Origin of the sequence: Pantoea brenneri, assembly GCF_038594305.1 — a bacterium.
GTDB lineage: Bacteria > Pseudomonadota > Gammaproteobacteria > Enterobacterales > Enterobacteriaceae > Pantoea > Pantoea brenneri.
Genome location: NZ_JBCGBG010000001.1, coordinates 609,341 through 631,107, shown reverse-complemented (window position 1 = coordinate 631,107; position 21,767 = coordinate 609,341). Strand labels below are relative to the sequence as shown.

At 52.9% G+C, this 21,767-nt stretch carries 17 protein-coding genes and 2 tRNA genes; 7 read left to right on the top strand and 12 right to left on the bottom strand.

Going from position 1 to position 21,767, the window contains the following annotated elements; all coding sequences use genetic code 11:
* Nucleotides 1–452: 452 nt before the first annotated feature.
* From AABB92_RS02785 to AABB92_RS02775, 3 genes are read right to left on the bottom strand one after another with little or no spacing between them, the layout of a single operon-like run.
* Entirely contained in the window at nucleotides 453–1,478 is a 1,026-nt protein-coding gene (locus tag AABB92_RS02785; protein WP_176035913.1) for an ABC transporter permease, read from the bottom strand.
* Between the two features lie 23 nt (nucleotides 1,479–1,501).
* The gene (locus AABB92_RS02780; protein ID WP_031376308.1) at nucleotides 1,502–2,986 is read right to left on the bottom strand and encodes a sugar ABC transporter ATP-binding protein; all 1,485 of its coding nucleotides are present in this window, start codon (nucleotides 2,984–2,986) and stop codon (nucleotides 1,502–1,504) included.
* Nucleotides 2,987–3,018: 32 nt separating this feature from the next.
* Nucleotides 3,019–3,900 carry a sugar ABC transporter substrate-binding protein gene (locus AABB92_RS02775; protein WP_046288234.1) on the bottom strand — a complete coding sequence of 294 codons (882 nt, stop codon included), beginning with the start codon at nucleotides 3,898–3,900 and terminating at the stop codon, nucleotides 3,019–3,021.
* A gap of 549 nt (nucleotides 3,901–4,449) precedes the next feature.
* On the opposite strand from AABB92_RS02775, the gene AABB92_RS02770 reads away from it, so the two are divergent.
* Nucleotides 4,450–4,525 (top strand) — tRNA-Asn (locus tag AABB92_RS02770).
* A 129-nt stretch (nucleotides 4,526–4,654) separates the two neighbouring features.
* On the opposite strand, the gene AABB92_RS02765 is transcribed toward AABB92_RS02770, so the two are convergent.
* On the bottom strand, nucleotides 4,655–5,746 hold the full coding sequence (locus tag AABB92_RS02765) for a YncE family protein (RefSeq protein WP_031376310.1): 1,092 nt from the start codon (nucleotides 5,744–5,746) through the stop codon (nucleotides 4,655–4,657).
* 427 nt (nucleotides 5,747–6,173) lie between these two features.
* Here AABB92_RS02765 and fhuE point away from each other — a divergent pair, with 427 nt between their 5' ends.
* Complete coding sequence (gene fhuE, locus AABB92_RS02760; protein WP_082097562.1) at nucleotides 6,174–8,342, top strand: ferric-rhodotorulic acid/ferric-coprogen receptor FhuE; 2,169 nt, start codon at nucleotides 6,174–6,176, stop codon at nucleotides 8,340–8,342.
* Between the two features lie 202 nt (nucleotides 8,343–8,544).
* Here the strand turns inward: fhuE and AABB92_RS02755 are convergent, their stop codons facing one another.
* Entirely contained in the window at nucleotides 8,545–9,618 is a 1,074-nt protein-coding gene (locus AABB92_RS02755) for a class I mannose-6-phosphate isomerase (RefSeq protein ID WP_046288233.1), read from the bottom strand.
* Between the two features lie 16 nt (nucleotides 9,619–9,634).
* Entirely contained in the window at nucleotides 9,635–9,949 is a 315-nt protein-coding gene (locus AABB92_RS02750) for an SDR family oxidoreductase (RefSeq protein ID WP_152659080.1), read from the bottom strand.
* 229 nt (nucleotides 9,950–10,178) lie between these two features.
* On the opposite strand from AABB92_RS02750, the gene AABB92_RS02745 reads away from it, so the two are divergent.
* Nucleotides 10,179–10,254: transfer RNA gene (locus tag AABB92_RS02745), tRNA-Asn, on the top strand.
* Nucleotides 10,255–10,381: 127 nt separating this feature from the next.
* Here the strand turns inward: AABB92_RS02745 and AABB92_RS02740 are convergent.
* The 5 genes from AABB92_RS02740 to AABB92_RS02720 form a co-directional block, all read right to left on the bottom strand.
* Complete coding sequence (locus AABB92_RS02740; protein ID WP_031376312.1) at nucleotides 10,382–10,927, bottom strand: hypothetical protein; 546 nt, start codon at nucleotides 10,925–10,927, stop codon at nucleotides 10,382–10,384.
* A gap of 386 nt (nucleotides 10,928–11,313) precedes the next feature.
* Entirely contained in the window at nucleotides 11,314–12,675 is a 1,362-nt protein-coding gene (locus tag AABB92_RS02735) for a NosD domain-containing protein (RefSeq protein WP_031376313.1), read from the bottom strand.
* Between the two features lie 50 nt (nucleotides 12,676–12,725).
* Nucleotides 12,726–14,450, bottom strand: coding sequence for a glycoside hydrolase family 32 protein (locus AABB92_RS02730; RefSeq protein ID WP_238585825.1), 1,725 nt, complete (start codon nucleotides 14,448–14,450; stop codon nucleotides 12,726–12,728).
* Complete coding sequence (locus AABB92_RS02725) at nucleotides 14,398–15,819, bottom strand: glycoside-pentoside-hexuronide (GPH):cation symporter (RefSeq protein WP_031376315.1); 1,422 nt, start codon at nucleotides 15,817–15,819, stop codon at nucleotides 14,398–14,400. Before AABB92_RS02725 ends, AABB92_RS02730 begins: the two co-directional genes overlap by 53 nt.
* A gap of 124 nt (nucleotides 15,820–15,943) precedes the next feature.
* Nucleotides 15,944–16,954 (bottom strand): LacI family DNA-binding transcriptional regulator, encoded by a 1,011-nt coding sequence (locus AABB92_RS02720; protein WP_046288232.1) that lies wholly within the window; start codon nucleotides 16,952–16,954, stop codon nucleotides 15,944–15,946.
* A 331-nt stretch (nucleotides 16,955–17,285) separates the two neighbouring features.
* Between AABB92_RS02720 and AABB92_RS02715 the strand changes: the two genes are divergently transcribed.
* Nucleotides 17,286–17,984: an RluA family pseudouridine synthase gene (locus AABB92_RS02715; protein ID WP_031376316.1), complete on the top strand. Its 699-nt coding sequence runs from the start codon at nucleotides 17,286–17,288 to the stop codon at nucleotides 17,982–17,984.
* Nucleotides 17,985–18,053: 69 nt separating this feature from the next.
* Here AABB92_RS02715 and AABB92_RS02710 read toward each other — a convergent pair whose 3' ends face one another.
* A complete protein-coding gene (locus AABB92_RS02710) occupies nucleotides 18,054–18,593 on the bottom strand; it encodes a DUF2058 domain-containing protein (RefSeq protein WP_031376317.1) in 540 nt (179 codons plus the stop codon).
* 186 nt (nucleotides 18,594–18,779) lie between these two features.
* Here AABB92_RS02710 and AABB92_RS02705 point away from each other — a divergent pair, with 186 nt between their 5' ends.
* From AABB92_RS02705 to AABB92_RS02695, 3 genes are all read left to right on the top strand, one after another.
* Entirely contained in the window at nucleotides 18,780–19,412 is a 633-nt protein-coding gene (locus AABB92_RS02705; protein WP_046288231.1) for a TetR/AcrR family transcriptional regulator, read from the top strand.
* An 82-nt stretch (nucleotides 19,413–19,494) separates the two neighbouring features.
* Nucleotides 19,495–20,877, top strand: a complete 1,383-nt coding sequence (locus AABB92_RS02700; RefSeq protein ID WP_031376318.1) for a D-arabinono-1,4-lactone oxidase — start codon at nucleotides 19,495–19,497, stop codon at nucleotides 20,875–20,877.
* A gap of 16 nt (nucleotides 20,878–20,893) precedes the next feature.
* Nucleotides 20,894–21,724, top strand: a complete 831-nt coding sequence (locus tag AABB92_RS02695) for a glycosyltransferase family 8 protein (protein ID WP_031376319.1) — start codon at nucleotides 20,894–20,896, stop codon at nucleotides 21,722–21,724.
* The last annotated feature ends 43 nt before the right edge of the window (nucleotides 21,725–21,767 follow it).

Here is a 21,767-nt window from a genome sequence, read left to right as displayed (position 1 = left end):
GCTAAATTGGTCTGAGCCAACCGCGTTGTTGCTAAGGAAATTGCAAGATGCAGGCCAGGTTTCATCCGGGCAGCCATCAGCCCAACCAGAATTTTCCTAACGCGCCGGAAAATAAGCGTTTCTGATTACCTCATAAGAGTTAATAAGCGGCGGCGATAGGCTGTCCGGCGACGAAACGGCCAGTCACGCACCTCGATAGTGCAGACGCTGCGAGTCAGGCGTGCATAAAAGTGATGACCTGCAGATCCGTTTTAGTGCAGCGGTAAGCGGATAAGGCACGCACAGCCTGGCTTCAGGCGCTGGCGTGGCGGCTCAGCGTGTAAACGTTATCAGTGGGATTTCTTATCGTTGGCGGGAATTCGCCGGGATCGGACTGAACATTGCCCTCTCTGCCAGGCAGCAGAGAGAGCAATGCATGCGCCAGGGTCCGGCGGCGCAGTACCGGTGGCAAATCAGCGTTTTTTACGGTTGCGATGCATATCAATCGAGACCGCAGCGACAATGATGATCCCTTTGATGATGTCCTGAATATAGGCATCGACACCGACAAAGGTGAATCCGCTTTTAATCAGGCCGAGGATCACTGCACCGATCAGCGTACCGGTGATGCGGCCGACGCCGCCCATCAGGCTGCTGCCACCGATTACGGCTGCGGCAATCGCATCCAGCTCATAGGACATCCCCATGCTCGACTGTCCGCTGCTGACACGGGCCGCCAGCACCACACCGGCCAGGCCAGAGAGCGCACCGGCAATGGTATAGACGATGATCAGGTACTTATTAACCTTGATACCCGAGACTTTGGCGGAGGTCATGTTACCGCCGATGGCGTAAACATATTTACCGTAGCGGGTATGCTTCAGGGCGATATGAAACAGCAGCGCCACCACCAGGAAAATCACCACCGGCATCGCGCCCTGGCCGATAGAGGTAAAGCCATCAGAGAGGAAGCTGATCGGGTTACCCTGAGTGTAATACTGTGCCAGACCGCGCGCCGACACCATCATGCCGAGAGTGGCAATAAACGGCGGGATACCGGTGCGGGTGATCAACACGCCATTCACCAGACCACACAGCAAGCCGACCCCGATACCGGCGGCGATCGGGATCACCGCCGGCATATTCACCAGCGACGGATACATCGGCGACAGGCTGTCCGAGGTTTGCGCCAGGCTGGCGGCGACGACGGCCGTCAGGGCGATAACCGACCCGGATGAAAGGTCGATACCGGTGGTAATGATCACCTGGGTCACGCCTACCGCGATAATCCCGATAATCGCCACCTGCAACACAATCAGGATCAGACGGTTGGTGTTGAGCAGGAAAGACTGGTCACGCACGTACCAGCCGAACATTTCAAAAATTAACGCTATCCCCACCATCACCACAAAAATGCCGGTATCTTTCGGCAATTTGTGACGCAGACTGGCGAAAAAGGAGGGTTGCTGCGGAGCTGCCGGGGTGGCAGTGGCTTTCATATTGCTCATAGTTGTCTCGCGCCTCACTCGGATGCCAACGACAGAATGGTTTCCTGATCGGCTTCTTCTTTATCGAGGATGCCGGTTATACGCCCGCCGTGCATCACCATTACCCGGTCGCTCATGCCGAGAATTTCCGGCAATTCAGACGACACCATAATGATGGCTACGCCACGGTTGGCGAGTTCACTGATTAAGCGGTAAATCTCCGCTTTTGCCCCGACGTCGATACCGCGCGTCGGTTCATCCAGAATCAGGATCTTGGGTTGCGCCAGCAGCCAGCGGGCAATCAATACCTTTTGCTGATTGCCGCCGCTGAGGTTGTTGATGATCTGATCCATGGTCGGGGTTTTGATGTTGAGTCGCCGGATTTGATCCATGCAGTCCTGCGCCATCTTCACATGGCTGACAAAACCACTTTTCCCGCTGTACTCCGGCATGTTGACGATGCTCATGTTCTCCATCACCGATAGCACCAGAAACAGCCCGGACTTTTTGCGATCCTCGGTGAGAAACGCCATCCCCTTCTCAATCGCGGTGGACGGCGAGTCGATATTGACCGGCACACCATCAATTAAAATTTCACCGCTATCGAAGCTTTCCATGCCGAACAGGCTTTCCATCACCTCGCTGCGGCCCGCGCCTACCAGACCGGCCACGCCGAGGATCTCGCCACGGCGAACGCTGAAGTTGATATCGGTGAAGCGGTCTTTACAGCTCAGATTACGAACCGTCAGCACATCTTCGCCGATATCGTTGTTGAATTTCGGGAACAGCTGGGTCAGTTCACGCCCGACCATCTGGGTGATTAATGACTGGCGGGTGTATTTCGCCGTCTGGTCGCTGCCAATCCAGCTGCCGTCGCGGAAAATACTCACTTCGTCGGTGATGGCGAAAATCTCATCCATCTTGTGACTGATATAGATGATGGCTTTGCCCTGCTCACGCAGGTCACGGATGATGGTAAACAGATGCGCAACTTCCGTTTCAGTTAACGCGGAGGTGGGCTCATCCATAATGACGATGTCGGAATCCCACGAAACGGCTTTGGCAATTTCCACCATCTGCTGCGATGCGATACTCAGATCGCCGACCATACGATCGGCTTTCAGGCGGATGTTCAGTCGGTTCAGCAGCGTCTGCGTCATCTGGTTCAGGCGGGCGTGATCGACAAAGCCAAACTTCATCGGTTCACGACCCAGCCAGATATTCTCGGCCACCGTCATGTACGGCACCAGATTCAGTTCCTGGTGGATCATCGAGACACCGGAACGCAAGGCATCCATAGTGTCCTGAAACTGCACCGGCTCCCCTTTAATGCGGATGGTGCCCTTATCGGGACGATACATCCCGATAAGGCACTTCATTAAAGTGGATTTGCCCGCGCCATTTTCGCCCATCAAGGCATGTACCGTTCCCGGACGCACCCGCAACGAGACGTTGTCGAGTGCCTTCACCCCAGGGAAGAACTTGCTGATGCCTTCGGCTTCAAGCGCAAAAGCGGTCATACATCACCTCCGTACAGCTGGGTCGGGAACGATTATTTCAGATTACGCTGGGTAAACTGGTCCATATTTTCTTTGGTAATCAACTGGTAAGGGATATTGATAACTTTCTGTACTTTTTCGCCCTTCGCCAGTTTCACCGCAGCCTGAACCGCGCCTTCACCCTGGCCCTGAGCATCCTGGAACACGGTGGCGATCATCTTGCCCTGCTTCAGCATCTGCAGCGCATCTGGCGTGCCGTCGACGCCAGCAATCAGGATTTTGTCCGGATTCTTGCCCAGCGCCTGTAAGGCACCGATTGCCATTTCATCGTTGTTCGAGGCGATGGCGTTGATGTCGTTGCCAGCGGTCATCCAGTTGCTGACCACATCCACCGCGTCGTTACGCATGAATTTTGCGGTCTGCTTCTGCACGATTTTGATGCCGGGGAATTTTGCGGCGACTTCTTCTACCCCTTTGGTGCGGTCACGGGTCGATTCATTCGCCAGGTCGCCCATCAGAATGGCGACGTTGCCTTTGCCGTTCATCGCTTTGGCGAGTGCTTCCATTTGTAAACGTCCGGCCAGTTCGGAATCGGAACCGACGTAGGCCATTTTGTCGGTCAGCTCAGCCTGTGGACGACGGTTAACGAAGATCAGCGGGATACCGGCTTTACTGGCCTGATCCATAATCGGCTTCACCGCGTTGGTGTCGACCGGGTTGACGATGATGGCGTCAACGCCCTGACCGATGAAGGTCTGAACCTGTTGCAGCTGTTGGGAAACGTCACCTTTGGCATCTTCTACCTGACCTTTAACGCCATCTTTCTGCATCTCTTTCTGCATTGAGGTGCGCAGGATGGTGAGAAAGTTGTCGTCAAACAGTGCCATAGAGACACCAACCGAGAGATCTTTTGCCATGACGGCGGCAGGCAACATGCAGGCTAACAGTGAGGCGACAATCGTTTTTTTTTAATGTTCATAGGGACCCTTCTTATTTGTTAACTTGCTCAGTGGCTGACACTGCGAATGAAAAATATCTTTTACATTCATCCAACCGGGCTGGCGTCTGTTTCGGTAAATTTGAGGTAAGACTTCCGCTTCTGGCTATTTTTGTGACCGACCACTCCTTTTCACAATCACTTGATTCACAAACAGTTAATTTCAAAATGACGTTTTACTTTTTCAGAAAGGTTGCGTCCGTGATGATAAGCAGTTTATTTATTCCATATAATCACGTTTTGAAATTTTTATCATAAAAGCACTGAAATGATTGTTTTAACATCGCCAAATAACAAAACTTTGACACGCATCTAACATCTGTGGAGAAATGCCTTTAAATTGAGATCCTGTTGGCAGTTTGAAAAGTCACCGAAAACCCTAAAAAAACGCCGATCCGCTGCTTTTACGAGCATCTGAACGCAATTCATCAAAGAGAGCTTTGACAAGCTGAACCCACGCCGCTAATATTCGCCCCGTTCCAGCAATTCCTCTGTAGTTCAGTCGGTAGAACGGCGGACTGTTAATCCGTATGTCACTGGTTCGAGTCCAGTCAGAGGAGCCAGAATTAGAAAAGCCCGCTCAGGGAAACCTGAGCGGGCTTTTTGCTGTTGTCTTTTTATGGCGGCAGCGTGCCGCAGCCGTGCTGCTTCATCAGCGCCTGCGCGGCATAGCCGGACAGGCGCGGTGGCGATTACTTCAGCGCAATCCGCACGATTTCGTCAGTGCCTTTGGTAGACGAGTCCTTATTAAACTCGGCCTTCAGGGTGACGTACAGCGTGGCGTTATCCGGTCCAATCAGCAGGCTGTTAGGGTTTTTATCAAACGACCAGCTCTTTTTCACCGCGTAGGTGGTGGCGTCCAGTTGCAGCACTTTTTTCGATTCACGCTGACTGATGTAGAGTTCATTACGCTGCGGGTTGAACTTAATGCCCAGCGCATCGCCTTCGATACGTTTGATCACCTTCCCGCTCCGTTCGTCGAACACCAGCGTGGTTTTGGCTTTGGAATCGTCAGTGACAAACAGACGGCCGGTAGCCGGATCTTCCGCCATATTAAGGAACAGGTACTCTTTGCCATCACCCGCGGTCAGGCGTTTTTCGATTTTGTGACTGCGCGGATTGATGACCAGGATTTCGCCGGAACCGTTGGCGGCATAAATACGTTCGGTCAGCGGGGAATAGATGATGCCGGTGACCCATTTACCGGCATTTTTAATCTCGGTTTTCAGCTTAAAGGTTTTGGTATCCACCACCGAGATATAGCCAGGATCGGCGACCCGGCCGACGTATAACTCGTTGCCGTGCCACAGCACTTCACGCGCACCGGCAGGATAACCCTCTTTGCTGATCTTGCCGGGGAATACCAGCCGCTGCAGCACTTTGCCGCTCTGCGCATCCACTTTGGAGAGCGCGCCATCCAGCGAGTTGGTGGTATAGAACACGCTGCCCTGCTGATCGATGGCGGTACCGAAATTTTTCAGGTCGGTATGGGTTTCGCCTTTGGTATCCAGCGTGGCTGGATCGAGGCGATAGATCATGCCGCCATTCACATCCTTAAACGCCTGAGCACTGGCAACAAACAGCGCTTTGGACGCCGGCGAATAGGCCATCTCGTACAGACCCTCTCCCAGCGCGCGTTGCGTTATCGCCGTATCAACCGGTTTTGCTGCTTCAGCAGCAGGCGCGTCAACTTTTTTGGCCGGCGCCTGACAGGCGGTCAGGCTAAAGGCCGCGGCAACGGCCAGGGCAACAGCGGCTTTGCGCGGACTAAACAACGATTTCATGCTGAACTCCATCAAGGGATGAATCGCGCCGGTCCAGTGTGGCCGCGCGGAAGAATGAGAATCATACGCATTAACAACCGGTAATCAACTTAACCGGCAGATTGCGGCCCGCATTTCCCGCTTGATTGATGTCCGATTCGGCTTTTGTTGCCGCTATTTAGCATCAGTCGCCCCTTTTTACAGCCCTGAAAACCTGTAAACATCCGTTACTATCCGGATTAAAATGCTTTTATCTGTTTGATTATCAAAACCTTTACATCTTCTTACACTTGGTGTTGATTCATTCCGAAAAAATATAAAGCAAATGATTATCATTGGCATTCGCAAATCATCATTCCCTGCTGATTTCACCAGGGTAAAGGCGCGCGAAGCTCACTGAAAAAGCGTAACGGCTTAAAAATAATAATCATTGCTTACGGAAACTATTATGTCTTTAAACGGCATGGAATCAGGCTTCAGGAAAACCTTTCGCGTTTCGTTGCTGGCAGTGGCGGTACCGGCGCTGTTCACTCCCCGGCTGGCACAGGCGGCTGAGGAGTCACAGCAGGATCTGGTGGTGAAGGCCGCCCCCGACGATGACAACCGCAGCTCTGAGCAGGACTATGCTGTTCAGACCACCCGGGCTGGTACAAAACTGCTGTTAACGCCGCGAGACGTCCCGCAATCGGTCAGCGTAGTGACCCAGCAGCGGATGAAAGATCAGGATCTGCAATCGGTTAACGATGTTCTGACCAATGCCACCGGTATCTCGACTAATCTGATCGACAGTGAACGTTCTGAATACTATTCGCGCGGCTTTAAGGTGAGTAATTTCACCTACGACGGCATCCCCACTTCGGTCAACGATGCGTGGAACTACGGCGATGCGGCCTCTGATACGGCGATTTACGATCGCATCGAAATCGTCCGTGGCGCTACCGGGCTGATGAGCGGAGCAGGCAGCCCTGCCGCCTCGATTAATATGGTACGTAAACATGCCGACAGTAAAACCTTCACCGGTACGCTGGATGCCAGCTACGGCAACTGGAATAAGCAGCGTTATGTGGCGGATCTCTCAGCCCCGCTAAACAGTGATGGCAGCCTGCGCGGCCGGGTCGTCACCGGCTATACCGATCAGGACAGCTGGCTGGACCGCTATCATAAAACCAAAAAGTTTGTTTATGGCGTTATCGATGCCGACCTGAGCGAACGAACTACCCTGTCGCTGGGTTACGATTATGAAGATAACAACACCGGCAATCCCACCTGGGGCGGTCTGCCGATGTTTTACAGCAACAACGCTACCACCCACTACGATCGCAGCCTGAATTCAGCGGCCAACTGGGCGCGTTACAACACCAATGCCCGCAAAGTTTTCGCCGATATCGATCACAACTTTGATAACGGCTGGAACGTTCACTTTAACGGGACCCACGCCGAGAATACCTTCAGCGATAAGCTGCTCTACGTAATGGGCAGTGCCGATCAGGATAGCGGCGAAGGCACCACCGGTTTCGGCAGCATGGACCGCGGAAAGCGTAAGGTGGATTCCTTCGATGGTTTCGCCAGCGGTCCGTTTGCGCTGTTGGGCCGTCAGCACCTGTTGATGGCGGGCATCAGCTACAGCCGCCAGCATAACGCGACCTGGAGTCAGGATGGGGTCAGCAATGCCGGGGCAGGCGAAATCACCGCTGAAGATATGGGCATCTTCAACAACAGCTGGAGTGGCAATATTGCCGAACCTGAATGGCAGGGCTGGTATCTCAATGCGAACGACACCATCCGTCAGAAATCGGCTTATAGTGCAGCACGCTTCTCGCTGACCGATCCGCTGTCGTTGATTATTGGCGCGCGTTATACCCAATGGAGCACCGAGGGCAGCAGCGGAGATATGACCAAAAACAACACCACGCCTTATGCCGGCCTGGTGTACGACATCAACGATACCTGGTCCGCGTATGGCAGCTATACCGCGATCTTCCTGCCGCAAACCTATCGCGATACCCGCGGGAAATATCTGGCGCCGGTCACCGGTAAAAGCTACGAGACCGGACTGAAATCGGCGTGGTACGACGGCCGGCTGACTGCAACCGTCGCGATCTTCCGCATTGAGCAGGACAACGTGGGTCAGGCGCTTGACGGGGTGTATCTCAGCGGCAGCGAGCAGGCTTATGCGCCGGCGAAAGGCGCAGTAAGTAAAGGTGCCGAGTTCGAACTGAACGGAGCGTTGACCGATAATCTGCAGCTGACCTTTGGCGCAACCCGCTATGTCGCACGGGACAAGAGTGGCCGCTTCAACAGCTATCAGCCGCAAACGTCCTTTAAATTCTTCACCCGCTACCAGTTGCCAATGCTGCCCGATCTTACGCTCGGCGGCGGCCTTAACTGGCAGAACCGGGTGTTCGAAGATTCCACCAACGCCAGCGGCGATAGCGTGCGCGTTTACCAGGGCAGCTATCCGCTGGCCTCGCTGTTTGCCCGTTATCAGATTAACCGGCAGGTTGCGCTGCAGGCTAACGTCGATAATCTGTTTGATCGCGAGTACTACAGCTATATGAACAGCTACGTTTACGGTGAGCCGCGCAACATCAACGTCAGCGTTTCCTGGCAGTTCTGATCCGCCGGGGTAGATACGCGCGTTGCCTGGTTTGCAGGTTTAAAAACGGCCGCAGCGCATCAGGCTGCGGCGGTTGTGGCGTCAGGGTTGCTGTTTACAGCGTCAAAAAGTCACAAAAGATCACGTTAAGGGGTAAAATCCGCTGCAATGCGCATCATTCCCGCGCGGGTCTCGCCCTGCCCCTGACTGCTGCAGGGAAGCATTATCTCTGCTGTGTTAACTGCGGAATATCACCCAGCGCGGCAATTGCCCGATCGCTATAACCGGCCTGCTGGAGCGGCTGCACAACTTCAGCAGCCAGATCCGGCACATAGCCAATCAATACCTCGCCCGCAGGCTGCAGGGTCACTTCATCTAACGCGGCGGGTAACAACACTGACTCCGCCCGCCCGATTTCCACCGTGACGCCATTAGCCGTTACCGTTAGCGGCTCACCGAGATTAGAGAGAATGCGCGCGCGATTGAAACTCAGGCGTTGTGGCTGGCTAAACTGCCAGCGTTCCAGCGCAAAATAGGGCCCGGCACAGCAAAACAGTCGGGTCAGATCCGCGCTATTCAACGCCAGACCGGGCTGAGGTTCACAGCGCAGTTCCGGCCGCAGCTCCTGTAACAGCGCATCAATATTCTTCTCCCACTCCGCCTGGCTCAGACGCGAGCCGTCTTCCATTTTCCACGGCATGGCGTGCTGCTGAATGTCGGAGGTTTGTTCGATTTCATAGATCAGTGTGTCGGGACCAAAGCTGTGCAGCATCCCGCCGGGAACGTAAAAAGTATCACCGGTTTTTACCGCCACCCGATGCATCACCGCATCGTAATCCTCTGCCAGCAGCGCCGCTTTGAGCCGATCATTATTCACACCCGCACGCACCCCTAACAGGCAGGTGGCATCCGGCGCCGCCGACAGAATATGCCAGGCTTCGGTTTTGCCATTCGGCTGCTGCTCCAGCCGCTGTGCCGCTTCATCATTGGCGTGCAGATGCACCGGCAGCATTCCGCTGCCATCAATAAATTTGCTCAGCAGCGGGAAGTGCGGACCGCGCCAGCCGGGTGCGACGATTTCATCGGGATAACGGGTGATCAACTCGCGCAGGCTGGTGCCCGCCAGCTCGCCGTTGGTTACTGAGGCGATCATGCCGTCGACATCGCTGATCTCCCAGGTTTCGGCCACCCGTGAGTCAGGCAGTCCAGCCTTACCCAGTTGCTGCCTGATGCGCTGACCGCCAAAAATATGGCTGGCGATTGGCGTGGTCAGCTTCAATGGATACGCTTTCATCATTCCCCCTTAGCCTTAATCAGATCACTGCGACACCACCGGTAACCGCAATGGTCGCGCCGGAGATATAGCTCGCTTCGTCACTGGCCAGCATCACCCAGGATGAAGCCAGCTGCGCCGGCTGCCCCATACGCTGCAACGGCACTTCACCGCCAAAGCTTTCCACCTGCTCGGGTGGCATGGTGGCCGGAATTAACGGTGTCCAGATGGGGCCAGGCGCCACGGCGTTGGCGCGAAAGCCTCTATCCGCCAGCAGCGCAGCCAGGCTGCCTGAGAAGTTAACGATTGCCGCCTTCGTAGCCGAATAAGCGATCAGCTTCGGCTTAGGCTGAATCGTTACTGTTTACGACAGTAAGTCTAGCAGCCCTTACTAAAGCGCAAGGACGATGACGTGGTGTAACAGTTTGAGTGGTCAACTATTTTAGTGCTAAGCGTGACTGCGCCGGGCAAAATTGAACGGCTTGAGTGCCAAACTGATTACGCTTTCTGCAATCGCGCGCAAAGGGTTAAAAAGGCCATTGCACCTGCGGCAGAAATCAGTAAACTGCGCGCCATCAACCGATTCCTCTGTAGTTCAGTCGGTAGAACGGCGGACTGTTAATCCGTATGTCACTGGTTCGAGTCCAGTCAGAGGAGCCAAATTAGAAAAGCCCGCTCAGGGAAACCTGAGCGGGCTTTTTGCTTTGGTGTCTGAATCGGATTCGGCATCTGCCTCGGCTCTCAGCTGACGTAACGCTTTGCCATAAACAGGAAGGCTACTGCTTTCTTAGTCTGTTTCGCTATCGGGCAGCGGATAGATCAATTCGATTTCAGGAGCATCCGCTAAATGCCGGCCTGACCGGGCCATCAAATAGCCTCCGATCTGTTCCGGACTCAGGTCGATAGCCATCATATCCGGGTTGCGGAACCATTCATCAGGCCAGTAGATGAGATCGGAGGGATTAGCGTCAAAATTCTTTTCCAACAGTGAAATGGCGAAATGCTGTTCAGCATCCTTACCTTCTGCGTTACAGATAAAATTGATTGTTTGCACCAGCTCATCCCAGCTCAAATCCGCGTAATATTTTATCGGGTTAATCGCGATACGGGTAAAGTCGCTGGCATCCATCGATGAAGAAAAATCTCTGAAGTCTGAATAGCCATAAGGATGGGTTACCTGAGCGTTCCAGTCAGCGATCATCATCGTTAATTCACTCTCCTGCGGGTCTGTTCCGGCATCAATTTTGGCGAGTATCTGCTGAGCCTGGCTGGCCAGCTGTGCGATTTTTTTTCGGCTTACGCTGGCGGGTTTCATACGTTCAGGTAGCGGCATTTTTACTCCTTTAAAATAGCCTGCAATAAAACAGCGTGATCAGCGGATTAGGTTACTCAAAATTTAACAGTCCCGATAGTGATTCAGATATACCGACTCCGGTTTGTCTGTGTGGTATCGGCATGCCAGCGTCATTGAGTCACATCACCACCCACAGTCGATTCCCGGCATGGCTCATGCCATACAAATGCGCGTCTGCTGCTGATCAACAGATGATTACTGCCCCGCCGGTGCCTATGTTTCGCCTGACACCGCTATCAACCGTAGCGGTGGTCACCTTTCACATGCGCCACCTGTGTAGAGAAAGGGGGTGCCGCATCGGTTGCCGCCAGTCAGCTCAGCATAAAATCATTCATAAACTGTCTGCGTGAGCCCGTTAAGCGCTCTCAGCTTAGCAAGCCAGGTACGGGCGTAGCCCTGAACGCATTCACTTTCTTATCCAGCAAAACCTGACTCTCACTGCCTGAATCCAGTACGGTATTTTGCAAAGAGGCTTTTTCGATCTGTACTGCGATAACCTCCAGAGCGACCAGCCCTTTTGTTGCCAGCAGTGCACTCACCTGAGTTGAGAAACAGGATCCGGTGGCCGCACTCTCCGCCGGTGAAGCTTCAGTGGTCGCGACAATATGGTTATCAGAAATATAATTCCTCTCACCCGACACCAGCCGGATTATCACCGGTGTTGCGCACTGCGGGATGATATGCTGAGAATCAATCGTTTCCGAAATATGATTAGCAATAATGGAGTTATTGTTACCGCTGATATAAAGCAGACCATACAAATCATCCAATCCATTATTATAATCCTGCATCGGTCCCCAGGGTTCACGCTCACGGAAAAAATGGTTAGCCGTGATCAGGTTTTCTGAACTATTGCCTTCCAGAACCAGCATTCCCGGATAAAATGAATGAAGTCTGTTGCTGGATATCGAAGAGCGAACTACCCCAGAAAAATGTACGCTGCTTTTGCCGCGCGGGAAAATATTATTGGCCGTAATCAGCAGGCCGCCAAAATTTTCTGCATAAATGGAATAGCCTCTGTAACCCGCACCTATCAGATTATCGGTAATTTTTGATGCCTGTCCCGAACCGCGCAACTCAATACAGTTCCCACATTCAGCGATGAAATTATTGTGTATCGCCAGCGCATCAGCGTTAAAAATTGTCACCCCATGCTCTAAATAGACCAGACCCATACCGCTGATACGGAAAGAGTCTTGCGCGCTCGCGATATAGATACCCGTTTTACCGTTCAGATAACTATTTTCGGGATCATCATTGCCTGATCCATCATCGACAAAATGTAAGCCATCAATACAAAAATCAGCAAACTCGACCGAACTTATGCGTGGCTCACCGCTACGTTCGACATAAAAGGCAGCACCGGCAGAGGGGTCAGCTCCGGCTGCGGGAGAGAGATTAACGCATAGTCGGCTTCCCCCCGGCCACACTTCATGCCAGTTCGCCCACTCACTTTCGGGCGTATTAAATCGAATACTTGAAGAGGTGAAACCATGCCCCGAACCAATAATCTTCAGATAGCTAATATCAATTAACACCTGGGTAAGAAGCGGATAATCGCCGGGTGGAATATAGATAACCGCGCCGGGCTTCCCGCCTTGATTGAGATCCGTTTCGGTTTGTCTTTTTTTAATATCAGAAATAATACTGTTTATAACCTCACCAATATCCTGATAAGGGTTACCTTCCTTCCATTCTGTAACATCGTAATAGTTTTGGCTTGTCATGACTAATTCCTTCGGTGACAGTAATAAGAAAAAATCGGCAGTAATTTGAGTTATGGCTGTGCGTAAGGGGAGTGATAACGGGTTATTTTTGCCTGTGCGCCAGAGAGCGTTATTTCAGTCAGTGAGCTGCATGAATAATAACGTCGCGTTCCACACACACTCCCCTGCTGAGCGAAAACTTCCACTATTCCGGCATCAAAACATAATGTCACATCGCCCACCTTGGCCAGCGGAGCCTGATAACGGCCGTCATCCCGATCTTTTTCCAGCAGACTCAGAGTGTGTCCATCGTGCGCCAGAATAATCTGCTGCCCGGTTTGACCGGTCAGGGTCAGGCAAAAATGCGAGGTTGGGGTAAAGGTAATTATGCAGGACTTACAGGCAGTACTGCCTGACCAGTGACTCCACGCATCCAGCCGTTCTTCACTGATGATCAGCGATGCTGGCGGCAATACCGGTGTCATACAGAGTTGTTGCCGGGCATTAAGATGAAAACGACGCGGCAGAGACATTTCGCCGGAATAGGCAGAATGAACACTCTTTTGTGTCGCCCAGTTGTATAACCAGGCAAACCCTGTGCGACTGTCGCTTTCACCCCAGGTCTGCAGGGCATAGAAATCGGTGCCGAAATCCAGTATCTGCAGCGGTTGCGCTGAGGGAGTGAAATAACCGTGCCGAAAATCACCCGTTTGTGCAAATAACAGATTATGTCGTCCGGTTGTCGGCTCGGTGTAACCCACAATACCGATAATCAATACCCAGATGCCGTCAAGGCAGAAAAAGTCCGGGCATTCGACGCAGCGGCCCCCATTTTCCCGAAAATAAGGGGGAGCGGTGTAGAGCACATGATGGAATTGCCAGCTGTCACTGTCTTCGGAGTGAAACAGCAGCATGGCTGGATCGCCGTTCACCGACGCGCCCAGGATCATATAAAAGGTCGCGTCCGCTTCCTCATACCAGACTTTCGGATCGCGGAAATCACAATCGACGCCTGCTGGCAGCGCTGTTAATACTGTTTTTATCAAAGCAGGCTTGTCGTAAGCAGGCTGCGGGACCGCCATTTTCTGGATTTCTCGATAACCGCGATAGAGATCGTAAGCCGGAAGCCTTTCGGTATACCAGAAACGCGTTTGCCCCTCGGCATCGATGAAAGCGCTGCCAGAAAATGCGCCGCCCGTTGCCCCAAGCGCGGATAAATTCTGCTCTGGCTGAAGGAAAACCGGATAGTGACGCCAGTGGTAAAGGTCCTGACTCACCGCGTGGTTCCAGTGCATCGGCCCCCATTGAGTACTATGCGGATGGTATTGGTAAAACAGATGCCACTCATCACCTTTCCGATGCAGACCATTAGGGTCATTCATCCAGCCGGTACGTGGAGAAAAATGTAATGCCGGGCGTAAGTCTTCCTGCTGATAGTGCTCTGCAACTGCGCGGTCATCTCGCAGGCAAAGGTCGTTATTTTCGATATCAATAAAGCTGATGCCCTGCTGAGGGAGCGTGTCAGGGTGCCAGCTGTAACACAACGAAATTTCACTGTGCTCCGGTAACCACTCCAGAGAGACAATACCCTGCTGCCATGCGGTCCAGGTAAAGTATTGATAATACGGCGGAGCTGTTTCTATTTTGAAAAGCACCGCATTTTCCATGTGGATAGCAAATAGGGGCTGACCGGCCGGCTTTGTTTGCTTTAGCCATAAATCAAGCCGCTGACCTTGCTTAACATTAATGGACAGGGACATTTTTAAACTCCTGCGATTGAACCGAACCTTTTTCAAGCTCGCGTTTTGCGAGATCGACTTTAATTTTTTCCAGGAAGAGGTTATCCAGTTTGAAGTAGCGCACCATAAATGCGCTGATGAAATAACTCACCATCGGCAGTAGTGAGAACATGATAATAATGCCCTCAAGGGTCTGCGCATTTTGTTGCGGTTTGTTAGCGACATAGCCGGTATAGGACAGAATCCAGGCGACGATTGCTCCAGCGACCGCCAGTCCCATTTTCAGCATAAACAGATTACCGGCAAACGAAATACCGGTGAGCCGTTTGCCAAATTTCCAGTCACCGTAGTCATCGACGTCTGACATCATTGCCCACAGGATAGGTCCGGACTGAATTAAATGCAGAATATTAATGATCACAAATAGCGTAAGCAGTGGCGTCAGCGATTTTGGGTCAACAAACCACAGCGCGAAAGAGAGAACACCAAGGATAATATTAATAATGCGGAAGAGCTTAATTTTATCAAACCGGTCAGTCAGTGGCTTAGCTATTACGCTTCCCAGCATATTACAGGCGACACCAAGCGCCATAAAAAAGGTAATAAATCCAACGGAGGCCTGCATTACATAGGTGGCATAATAAATAGTTACAGCTCCCCGAATAAAGGCCGGGAAGACATTAAGAAAGGTAATCGTAATCATCAGCAGCCATTGGTCATTTTTAGCAATGTCTTTCAAATCTTTCATTAACGAATCATCAGACTTAATTGAAACAACGCGCTCTTTAATACTGGCAAAACAGAACAGGAACATCAGCGTCGCGGCGCACCCCATGATCACCATGGTCAACTGAAAGCCTGAAGCGCGGTTACCGTTACCCAACCAGTCGGTTAACGGTAAAATGGAGGAAGAGACAATCAGCGTCGCCAGGCCATTCAGGAAGAACCGCCATGATAAACAGCCCAGTCGCTCTTTTTGATTCAGGGTGATCACCCCCGCGACTGAGCAATAGGGAATGTTGATCGCGGTATAGATCAGTGACATCACCAGATAGGTCACCCAGGCATAAATAATTTTTCCGTTCATGCTCAGGTCAGGTGTGGTAAACATCACGATGGCGCCCAGGCCAAAGGGTACCGCCATCCATAACAACCACGGGCGGAACTTACCCCATCGACTTTGCGTACGATCGCAGATTGCGCCCATGATCGGATCGCTGAAGGCGTCAAAAATACGGATGACCAGAAATAGTGTTCCAACGACACCAGGCGCTAATCCATATACATCGGTATAAAACCACGTCAGATAGAGCGCCAGTACACTCCAGATCATACAGGATCCCGCATCCCCCATCCCGTAACCGATCTTCTCTTTCAGACGCAGCTTTCCATAAGCGCTTTGTTTTTCCATTACCGTTGCGGACATAAAATCACCTCAATAATGCACAGCTCTAAAAATTAAACACAGAGCATTATCGCCAGCCCCTGTGCGGATGACTGAATAAAAATTTTCGACTCGTTTAAACAGGATTAAGTGGGAAAAGCAGAAATCAGACAGCCGTGATATTAAGCGCGATACTGCTCTCACGTATAATTAACCGTGAGACAATTTCATACATTTCGATACTCTCCTGCTTATGGGTATTATTCACCATCTGGAATGCCAGGTGGGCAATCTCGCCAATCGGTTGAGCCACGCTGGTTATTTTTTTGGTCTGCGCCAGCAAGGTATTGTCAAAACTGGCGATAGCAATATCCTGCGGGACAGCCACCCCTCTTTCCTTTAAGCCATCGATAACATAACTGGCAGCAACATCGTTATAGATCCAAAGAGAAGAGCATGCTTTTTTCCGGTCAGCTAATATCCCGATAATATCGTCCAGTATCCGAATATGGCCGGATATTTTTTCACCTTCGCCTTTCGCTATCCAGAATTGATTCTCTTTAGCGAGTGTTAAACCCTGACTGGTGATTTTCTTACTCCAGGCAGAGACTTTTCGATTATCGACGCCCTCCTGAGCAATAAAACCAAAAGTGGTATGCCCGGTCTGGATAAAATGCTCCGCAATAGCCTCTGCACCTTTCCTTTGATTGATAGAGACAGAATTAAAAAAACGAGAAACCTGCGTTACCACTGCCACCGGAATGCGGGTTGCGGTCAACCATTCCGCAAGTTCGCTTTCGGCCTCTGTCGGCACCCATAGCAGACTGTCGATCCCCATTCCGATTAGGCTGTGAATAATCTGCTTATCCTGTTGAGGCTGATTCTGATGGGTCTTAATAATTACCGATTTCCCGATGTATCTTGCCTCCTCTTCAAAGGTTGCCAGTAACTCAGAAAAGTGAGGATTCACCAGGTTTGGTAGCACCACGCCAATCAGCCCGGAACATTTACCACTCAGCTGAAACGCACTTTTGCTGGGGACATAGCAAAGGTAATCCATTGCATCACGTACTGCCTGGCGTGTTTCCGGCGTCACGCTGGGATGATGGTTCAGCACACGCGATACGGTCGCCGTAGACACTCCTGCTTTTTTTGCTACGTCTTTAATGGATGCCATGATAATGAGATGCGTCGTTTAATCAGGCGGTCACTATAAAGTGTGATGAAGGTCAAAAATGTAAGCCAGTTCACATGTTGCTGCGTTACATAAATCCCTGCTTATCCACTCAATTTAGCCTGAATCACGCTTTACCTTAAAAGAGAGACAACAGAGTATGTCATGGTTAGCCCGTTCCGCATTTGCTGGCGGCCAGGCAACACGCAGCCCCACAGCGGGCTGGTTAGACGGCGAGCACAACCGGCTGGCGTTCTGATCGCCCGCCATCCACCATTCGTCACATCAGGCAAAATTGGTTATTATCCGCCTCCCCTCACCTGCCGGTAGTCCGATGTCTGAGATAGTCGATAGTTTTGTTGCGCCGCCGTGTCATGACCCGATTGAGATCCTCTATCAGGATGAGCATCTGCTGCTGATCAATAAGCCCGGCGGGCTACTGAGCCTGTCCGGCAAAAATCCGCTGAATCTTGATTCGGTGCATCACCGGCTGGTGAAAAGCTTCCCCGGCTGCACGCTGGTCCATCGACTGGATTTCGGTACTTCCGGGTTGATGGTGATTGCCCGCAACAAGGCGATCAATGCGGCGCTCTGCCAGCAGTTCAGCCAGCGCAGCGTGCGCAAAATCTATAGCGCGCTGTTGTGTGGCCATCTGGCCGATGACGACGGAGTGATTGAGGCGGCGATTGCCAAAGATCCGGCGCGCTTTCCGCGGATGACGATTTGCGATCGCCACGGCAAGCCGGCACGTTCACATTATCAGGTGGTTGAGCGCGTTGATTACGCGCAGCAGGATGGCAGCACGGTGCCGGTTACGCGGGTGGTGCTGACCCCGGAAACCGGGCGCACTCATCAACTGCGGATTCACTGCCAGCTGCGCGGTCATCCGATTCTGGGCTGCGACCTGTATGGCGGGCTGCTGTTACCCGGCAGTGAAAAGACGCCGCGACTGATGCTGCACGCCAGCGAACTGCATTTTGTTCATCCGGTCAGTGGCGAAGCGATTCACGCCCGGCACGCCACTCCGTTCTGACCCGGCTGAGACGCAGCAGCGCCAGCTCTGGCCCGGCTGGCACTGCGCAACATCCGCTTTAACGCGGACTTACCACATCAGGTCATCCGGCACTTTGAAGTCTGCATACGGATCGTCCTCATCCTGCGCTTCCTGACTCAGCGCGCTGTTCAGTACGATGCTGCTGGCATCGCGCTGCGCAATTTTATCCGCCACGCTGGCCGGGATAATCGCATACTGATTCTCGCCGCCGTTCTCTGCCGCCAGACGGGCAATAGCAAGACGGCCGCTGATCAGCTGCGCCTGGGTCAGCTTATCGACATTAATTTTTTTAATCAGGTTGTTATCGGTGAAGTTAAAGCCGATATTGCCTTTTGAAATATCAATCTTATTCATTTCAATTAGCTGCTTGACCTGCGCTTTATACTCTTTGGATAAAACGGCTTGTTTCTGCTGCTCATTCAACTGCCTGTCGCGCTCAAGCTGCGCTTTTTTATTTTCTTCGACCGCCGCTCTGGCTTCACGCGCCTGAACCCGTGATTTCTTAGCGGTACGCTGCACTTTGTCCATCTTCTTGCTGCTGACTAATCCCGCTTTCAGCATCTGCTCTTGTAAGGTGAGTTTGGTCATTTTGGTTTCTGAGCCTGTTACGAAATTTCAGCGATTATACCTGTAAATTCCCGGCCTGTGTCAGGTTGCGGGCGTTGATCGCCGCGCACAATCTTCGGCGCTGCCTGCCGCGCCGCGCTGTCGGTTAAACGCATCCTTCTGCCGCTGTGCTACCATTCTCCGGTCAAAATCACCCTGTTGAGCACTATGTCGGAATTAACCAAACGTAAAAATGACCCTGAAGGGCTGAAGAAACGTATTATCGCGGGCGCACTGAAAACCTTTGCCGAGTTTGGCATGCAGGGCGCACGGCTGGAGCAAATTGCCGAACATGCGCAGACCACTAAACGGATGGTGGTGTATCACTTCGGCAGCAAAGAGCAGCTCTATATTGATGTGCTGGAACAGGTTTATCAGCAGATCCGCCAGCACGAAACCGGCCTCAACCTGGCGGCGATGGAACCGGAACTGGCCATGACCCGCCTGGTCGAAGCCAGCTTTGATTACCATGTCGCCCACCCCGACTTTATGCGACTGGTGTGCAGCGAGAACCTGTTACGTGGCCGCTATATCAGCCAGTCAACCCAGATTAAAACCCTTAATCGCAGCGCGCTGGACGTGCTGGATGACATTCTGGCCCGTGGTCAGCAGCAGGGGCTGTTTATCGAAGAGGTGCAGACGATAGACGTGCACCGCCTGATCAGCAGTATCTGCGTGCACCACGTCTCCAACCGCTACACCTTTAATGCGTTGTTCAGCCCGGATAACAGTGAAGAAGAGAGTATTCGCCGTAATCGTCAGCTGGCTGTAACCGCAACGTTACGTTATATCCGCAAATAATCTGGCGTCGTTCCGGCTTGGCTTAGTCATAGTCTACGCTTAGTGAATACCGTCATAAAATCGCCATAAAAGGAATGCTGTTGTGAGCAGAGACGCCCACCTTTATCCGCTTCGCCACACCGACGTTAATCCCAAAGATGACGTGCTATGGAACTGGGCGCAAAACGCACAGATCGGTAGCCGCCATCAGGTGCAGCGTCCCGCCAGTGAAGCAGAACTTCAGGCACTGCTGCGCCAGTCACAGGGCCAGATCCGGGTGATTGGCAGCAAGCTCTCCCCTGGCCGTATGCTGCACGTCAGCGAACAGGATCTGCTGCTGGATCTCAGCGCATTCAGCGGTCAGACTGCCAGCGATGAACATAGCGTGACCTTTGGTGGTGCGACCCCGCTCGATCAGGTTTACCGCACCCTGACCGGGATGAACCGGATGCTGGCATCGTCGCCAGGGGTGATTGCCATTCAGACGCTGGCCGGTGCCATGGCGACCGGTACTCACGGTCAGGGTCTGCAGCAAAGTTCGATTGCTGATGAAGCGCTGTCGATTCGCATGGTGCTGACCGATGGCAGCGTGCGGGAGTTTACGCGCGGCGAACCTGATTTCCCGGCGGCGCAGGTTTCACTTGGCGCGCTGGGTATCGTGACTGCCGTGACGCTGCGAACCGAACCGTTTCGCATCTTCACCTGCTACAAAAATGCGGTTTCTGCCGATACGCTGGAGCAGGATCTGCTGCGCTGGAATGATGAATATCCGCTCAGCAAAGCCTGGTGGTTTGTCGACGATAATCGGGTCCACGTCTGGAACGCTCACCAGGCGAGTGACGACGAACGTCTGCGCTATGAACAGCAGGATCGTCAGGTGGTTGAGCATGAAGGTCAGGCTGATGACAGTCTGAACGACACCATCGATCAGACGCTGGCGCACATGCATCGTGATACCCAGATCCAGGGCAAAGGCGGTAAGCAGTTTCGCACCGTGACCCGTTTTCGCGATTTCACCGATGTTACCGGTGACATCTACCAGCTGTTTTGCCGCGGCATCGCAGTGCCGCAGATCAATGTCGAAATCGGCGTACCGCTGGCGAAAACGCCTGCCATCATCAGCCGGATCAAGCAGTGGTATGCGGCAAACCGTCCGCATATGCACTACCCGATCATCCTGCGCTGTACCGGTGCCTCCTCTGCCTGGCTGAGTCCGGCGTATGACCAGCCAACCTGCTTCTTCGGCTTCGTGGTGTACTACGCGGATGACGGCTCGCTCTCGCCCGACGGTCTGCATTTTTTGACCGAAGTAGAAAAACTGCTGGCCGATGAGGGCGGACGCCCGCACTGGGGCAAATATTACGACGAAGAACGCTATCGCTGGCGTGAGATCTACCCGCAGTGGGATGCGTTCCGTACCCTGCGCAGCCAGCTCGATCCGCAAGGCCGATTAGGCAATGACTACATCGCCCCACTTTTTGACTGAATTAATAAGGGAAAATATGTTTGCCTGGGTAACGCTGTTAACTCAACCCGACTATCTGGTGGGCGTGAAAGCGCTGCACCATTCGCTGAAGCAGAGCAACAGCCAGTGGCCGCTGGTGGTGATGACCACCTCAGCGATTTCCGCCGAAGATTGCCAGGCTTTGCAGGCCGAAGGCTGCGTGATAGCGCCGGTTGAGCCGATCTACCCGCGCGCCGATCTGGATCAGCATTATGCTTCGGCGCAATTTGGCGAAGTGTGGACCAAGCTGCGTGCCTGGCAGCTGACTGATTATCAGCGCGTGGTGTTTCTCGATGCCGATATGCTGGTGCTGCAGAATATGGATGAGCTGTTCACGCTCGATCTCGGGGATAACCTGATGGCGGCGTGTCACGCCTGTCGCTGCAATCCGAACCAGATTGCCTCTTATCCGGCGGACTGGCAGCCCGAGCAGTGCCATTACACCTGGCAGGCGCGGGGTGAAGCCGCGCCTGCCAGCCTGGACTATTACCTGAACGGCGGTTTTCTGGTGCTGACGCCGGATAATGCGGTTTACGAGGCACTGGAACAGCGGATTGCGGCGATTGATGACCTGAGTGCGTATCCCTTCTCAGAGCAGGACCTGCTAAACGAGGCGTTCGCCGGCCGCTGGAAACCGCTCTCTTACGTTTATAATGCGCTGAAAACCTTACCGTTCCAGCACAGCGCGATCTGGCGTGACGACGAGGTGAAGAATCTGCACTTCATCCTGGCGAAGCCGTGGAAACGCGACCTGAATCAGCCGGAAAGCCAGCGCGACCGCTACTACGCGCTGGATAAGCTGTGGTGGGAAAAAAGCGGCCTCGCCTGATCTCTACCGGGCAGGAAGTCACCGCTTCCTGTCCGCTTAGTCC

Excerpts from the sequence above, each read along its gene's own strand:
- AABB92_RS02725 (WP_031376315.1), bottom strand. The coding sequence starts at position 15,819 with ATGTCCGCAACGGTAATGGAAAAACAAAGCGCTTATGGAAAGCTGCGT.
- AABB92_RS02775 (WP_046288234.1), bottom strand. The coding sequence starts at position 3,900 with ATGTTGCCTGCCGCCGTCATGGCAAAAGATCTCTCGGTTGGTGTCTCT.
- fhuE (WP_082097562.1), top strand. The coding sequence starts at position 6,174 with ATGTCTTTAAACGGCATGGAATCAGGCTTCAGGAAAACCTTTCGCGTT.
- AABB92_RS02740 (WP_031376312.1), bottom strand. The coding sequence starts at position 10,927 with ATGCCGCTACCTGAACGTATGAAACCCGCCAGCGTAAGCCGAAAAAAA.
- AABB92_RS02710 (WP_031376317.1), bottom strand. The coding sequence starts at position 18,593 with ATGACCAAACTCACCTTACAAGAGCAGATGCTGAAAGCGGGATTAGTC.
- AABB92_RS02715 (WP_031376316.1), top strand. The coding sequence starts at position 17,286 with ATGTCTGAGATAGTCGATAGTTTTGTTGCGCCGCCGTGTCATGACCCG.
- AABB92_RS02785 (WP_176035913.1), bottom strand. The coding sequence starts at position 1,478 with ATGAAAGCCACTGCCACCCCGGCAGCTCCGCAGCAACCCTCCTTTTTC.
- AABB92_RS02695 (WP_031376319.1), top strand. The coding sequence starts at position 20,894 with ATGTTTGCCTGGGTAACGCTGTTAACTCAACCCGACTATCTGGTGGGC.
- AABB92_RS02735 (WP_031376313.1), bottom strand. The coding sequence starts at position 12,675 with ATGACAAGCCAAAACTATTACGATGTTACAGAATGGAAGGAAGGTAAC.
- AABB92_RS02705 (WP_046288231.1), top strand. The coding sequence starts at position 18,780 with ATGTCGGAATTAACCAAACGTAAAAATGACCCTGAAGGGCTGAAGAAA.
- AABB92_RS02765 (WP_031376310.1), bottom strand. The coding sequence starts at position 5,746 with ATGAAATCGTTGTTTAGTCCGCGCAAAGCCGCTGTTGCCCTGGCCGTT.
- AABB92_RS02780 (WP_031376308.1), bottom strand. The coding sequence starts at position 2,986 with ATGACCGCTTTTGCGCTTGAAGCCGAAGGCATCAGCAAGTTCTTCCCT.
- AABB92_RS02755 (WP_046288233.1), bottom strand. The coding sequence starts at position 9,618 with ATGATGAAAGCGTATCCATTGAAGCTGACCACGCCAATCGCCAGCCAT.
- AABB92_RS02720 (WP_046288232.1), bottom strand. The coding sequence starts at position 16,954 with ATGGCATCCATTAAAGACGTAGCAAAAAAAGCAGGAGTGTCTACGGCG.